1 protein-coding gene is annotated in these 3,080 nt (G+C 48.3%); it reads left to right on the top strand.

Annotation, left to right across the window (positions count from 1 at the left end):
• Positions 1–259 precede the first annotated feature (259 nt).
• Positions 260–3,080 (top strand): hypothetical protein (locus KDK19_RS09145; RefSeq protein WP_257291790.1); only part of this gene is annotated, 2,821 nt, incomplete at its 3' end.

Here is a 3,080-nt window from a genome sequence, read left to right as displayed (position 1 = left end):
ATGTTTATGAGAGTTGTCAGGAATTAGATTTACTTGATGGGAGTGGGAGTACTTTATAAAAAGACCTGTGTCGTCTTACAGAATAGAAGCTTCTGAAAAAAAGCTTTTTACCAATTCTGTTCATGGTAGGCTCGCCATTTCGGTGCTATACAATCTGACGCAAACATCAATGAATGAGCCTGAGCCTTATGTCAGATGACGTACGAATTTAGCCCAATAGCGAATGGATTCACAGACGCTGATTTTTAGGTCTGAATCTATGAGACGCTTAGAACAAAACAAAATTTTCTACTCAGTAGTCCGATCGCTGCTTCTGCTAGTGACGATAATGTTCGGGGAGTCGCTACCTGCAGCGGGACTCGTCGGCTCAAGCCCGCTGCCAGCTCATTTCTTGTATGCCGGTAAGTTAGCTGAACCTGAACTGCCCAAGCCTCTTCGCGGGTGTCACAAAACGCTGGTTCCCATGCTTTCAGGCCCTGCGGATCCCAGCGGTGGGAATGAGTTGTTGCCCCTGCCCTTTTGGTCAATGAAGCCAACCCGCCACATTAACCTGTTGGCTATGTCCCCTGAAGTTCCGGAGAACACTTCCAATATGCTGATAGCCACGGGGGCTGCCGGGGGAGATGATGGCGATAAGCCACCTGACGGAAACCACTGGGATTCTCACCCGGAGCCCCAGCCTGACGTTCCCCTTGCTCTCAGCCCTGTTAAAAAATGCCTGCAACATAAAAGACAACTCCTTCGAATGTTACGCATTAAACGTCTATGGGCAACTATGACAGGCCAAACCACGCTGGCCCGGATTTTTTCAGACCGGATCATGGTGACTGAAGCGGATCTTCTGGATCTGGAAAGATCAGATCCCGACACGATGCATCCGGGGCTGATTGGGAGATGGTTGGCAGGGCATGATCAGGAACTCTGTGTTTACCGTGAGATCATTTCTGGCAAATATTCTGGCCGACAGGCGGGCACCAGGAAAAAGAATCAACCCTCCAGAATAATCAAAGCATCAACCACCTCGACAACAGGCCAGATGAGCGGAGCCGCTGCCCGTAAACAGACAACCGGTTCGGCGGGCGACAGTGGTGATGGAGACGATGAGTCACTGAAACCCTCAGCAGAGCAGGATACCAGAGGTTCGGTTGTCACTTGTTCGAAGTGTCACAAGCCACTGAATCAACAGGAATTAAGTCGGATAGCCAATGAAGCAGCCGTTTCAGCGTTTTTATGCAACAACTGCCTGGCGGGTACTCACGGTCAAAAAAGAGCAAGACAACCCCAGAAAGAAACAGAGCCGGATGCATCAGAACCTGATCAGAAAAAAAAGAAGGGCTCGGGCAGAAAGAGAAATCATTCAAAAACAGTTGTGGCAGGGGCTCCGGCCAAAAAAAGGAATCGGGCAGCCCCCCAGATCCCCGATGACCTATTGAAAAAAATGAAAGAAAGTATCCAATACGAATTAAGTAAGGAAGAGCTGGAAAAAGCACAAACCCTGATTGAGATATTCAAGAAAAAAAACATCAATGTAAAAGACACTTTTTATAAGCTTCTTTGTTTCGTTGAGAGAGAGTCTTTTAATGCTTTCTTCGATAATGCCGCAACTTTTTTTGGGCACCTTTCTGAAAACTTCAAAAATACAGGCATGCTAACCTGCATGCTAAATTGCACAAAAAAGCATATCCTCAGTTTCGCAAAACGTAGCCAGTGTGAACTCGAATATTTAGCGAGTTTGGATATATTGACTTCCTTCTCGTCTATGAATAATGGCAAAGGTGTGCCCACACATGAGGAAGTGAAAGCAATACTGGGCTGGCCTGAATGGAAGGATAAGCGTGGTGAGTTCAACATGAAGTTGTTCCGCGCCTTCTCGTCAATGTGTAACACAAAAGGCTTGCCAAAACATGAGGAAGTGGCAGAGATACTGAGCTGGCCGGAGTGGCAAGAGGAGGATGGTGAGTTCAATATGGAGCTATTCCGATCCTTCTCGTCCATGTACAACGCAAGAGGCATGCTCAAACATGAGCATGTGAAAGAGGTTCTGGGCTGGCCCGAATGGAAAGACAAGGATCGCGAGTTCAGTATGGAGCTATTCCGCACCTTCTCGTCCATGAATCATGGCAAAGGCGTGCCCGAACATGAGCAAGTAAAAGAGGTACTGAGCTGGCCCGAATGGAAAGACAGGGATGGCCAATTCAACATGGAGCTGTTCCGCGCCTTCTCGTCCATCAACAGTAGCAAAGGCATGCTCAAACACGAGAAAGTGAAAGAAGTGCTGGGCTGGCCTGAATGGAAAAACAAAGATGGCCAATTCAACATGGAGCTGTTCCGCGCCTTCTCGTCCATGAACAGTAGCAAAGGCATACTCAAACATGAAGAAGTGAGAGAGGTACTGAACTGGCCGGAATGGAAAGACGCAGATCGCGAGTTCAGTATACAGCTATTCCGCGCTTTCTCGGGCATGAATCATACCAAAGGCGTGCCCAAACATGAGCAAGTGAAACAGCTGCTGGGTTGGCCTGAATGGAAAGACAAAGATGGCCAATTCAACATGGAGCGGTTCCGCGCCTTCTCGTCCATGAATAGTAGCAAAGGCATGCTCGACCATGAGGAAGTGAAAGAGGTGCTGGGTTGGCCTGAATGGAAAGACAAAGATGGCCAATTCAACATGGAGCTGTTTCGCGCCTTTTCGTCCATGAATAATGGTAAAGGCTTGCCAAAGCATAATGAAGTGGAAGAAATACTGGGGTGGCCAGAATGGAAAGACAAGGATGATGAGTTCAATATGGAGCGGTTCCGCGCTTTCTCGTCCATGAATAATGGCCAGGGCGTGCTCAAACATCAGGAAGTGAAAGAGGTGCAGGGCTGGCTGGAATGGAAAGACAAAGATGGCCAATTCAACATCGAGCTGTTCCGCGCCCTGTCGTCCATGAATGCTAGCAGAGGCCTGCCCAAGCATGAGCAAGTGAAAGAGATGCTGGGCTGGCCTGAATGGAAAGACAAGAATGGTGAGTTCAGTACGGAGCTGTTCCACGCTTTCTCGTCCATGAATAATGGCAAAGGAATACCCAAACATGAGG

The organism is Endozoicomonas sp. ONNA1 (assembly GCF_024606325.1).
Lineage (GTDB): Bacteria > Pseudomonadota > Gammaproteobacteria > Pseudomonadales > Endozoicomonadaceae > Endozoicomonas_A.
The sequence above is the reverse complement of the archived record's forward strand: the minus strand, read 5'-3'. Positions and strand labels throughout refer to the sequence as shown.